This is a genomic window from Microcystis sp. LE19-10.1B (assembly GCF_027530565.1).
Lineage (GTDB): Bacteria > Cyanobacteriota > Cyanobacteriia > Cyanobacteriales > Microcystaceae > Microcystis > Microcystis aeruginosa.
The window spans coordinates 1-1,182 of the sequence record NZ_JAPZQM010000619.1 but is presented as its reverse complement, the minus strand read 5'-3'; the positions used below and the strand labels follow the sequence as shown (position 1 = coordinate 1,182).

Genomic DNA, 1,182 nt, shown 5'->3' with positions numbered 1-1,182 from the left:
GGGGGCAGGGGGATCGAACCTAAAATCCATTTTTAATTTAATTATAACCACCTACTTATGTAGTAGAATACAATGAGAAATACCAGTTAAACCCAGCAGATTATAACTCTGACAGTTATTTTGTATTAGTCGGTGATAAACCCTATTATTTTCAGTAATCGATCGACAATGTTTTTTAATTGGATAACTTTACCCTATTTATTAATTAATCCTGTTTTAATTCCCTTGAGTATAGCTCGATCGGAAACTATTCTTGCTCAAGAAGTAAGCGATCCTAATTATCAAAAACTGGTGCAGTACGCCCAAAATCAACAACTCGATCGCCTAGCCATGGCTGATATAATCCAGAATATCGCCGCTCAATTTTTAGGAGCAAAATATCAAGCAGGATTACTCGATCGCTCTCCTACAGAAAAATTATTTATCTCTTTAAAAGAGTTTGATTGTGTCCTCTTTGTGGAAACAGTTCTCGCTTTGAGTCACAATTTTGCTTTAAAAAATTATCAGTATTCTGCTTTTAGTCAGCAGGTTTTAAATCAGCGTTATCGCCACGGTATTCTCGACGGTTATTGTAGTCGCCTGCATTACTTTTCCGATTGGATTAATGACAACCAAAAACGAGGCAATCTAGAAAATATTACTCACAAATTAGGAGGAATTACTCTTGACAAAAAGCTCAACTTTATCAGCAAAAACCGCCATCTATATCCCCAGTTAAAAACTCAAAGTAATTACCATTGTATTCAACAGTTAGAACGGCAATTAGAAAGCTTATCCTTAACCTATATTCCCACCGCTAAGATTAAAGATATTTATCCACAACTGCAAGCTGGCGATATTATCGGTGTCGTGACTAATATCGCTGGTTTAGATACCACCCATACCGGTCTAGTTTATCGCTTTGCCGATGGCAAAATTGGCTTAATTCATGCCTCTCCTGCTGGTCAAGTTACCATTGCTAAAGACCTAGAAAAATATATCACTAAAGTGGACAAAGCCATCGGTATTTTTGTCGTTCGTTCCCTTGATCCAAGAAATAGGTAGGGTTTGCTGAATAAATCTAAAAACCTTGTTGGATAAGACTTTTAGACCTTTTTGAAATCCAAAAGTGCCTGGCATGGGAGTGATCAGGGGGAAATTCAGGTACTTTTTCCCTGAAAATTAGGTAATTGACCCCCTCAA

At 37.1% G+C, this 1,182-nt stretch carries 1 protein-coding gene; it reads left to right on the top strand.

Features of this window, described 5'->3' with window-relative positions:
* The first annotated feature begins 168 nt into the window (after nucleotides 1-168).
* Nucleotides 169-1,044 carry an N-acetylmuramoyl-L-alanine amidase-like domain-containing protein gene (locus tag O9332_RS22300; RefSeq protein WP_288027476.1) on the top strand — a complete coding sequence of 292 codons (876 nt, stop codon included), beginning with the start codon at nucleotides 169-171 and terminating at the stop codon, nucleotides 1,042-1,044.
* The last annotated feature ends 138 nt before the right edge of the window (nucleotides 1,045-1,182 follow it).

Bases quoted from the DNA above. Each gene is read 5' to 3' on its own strand.
- O9332_RS22300 (WP_288027476.1), top strand. From the start codon at position 169: ATGTTTTTTAATTGGATAACTTTACCCTATTTATTAATTAATCCTGTT.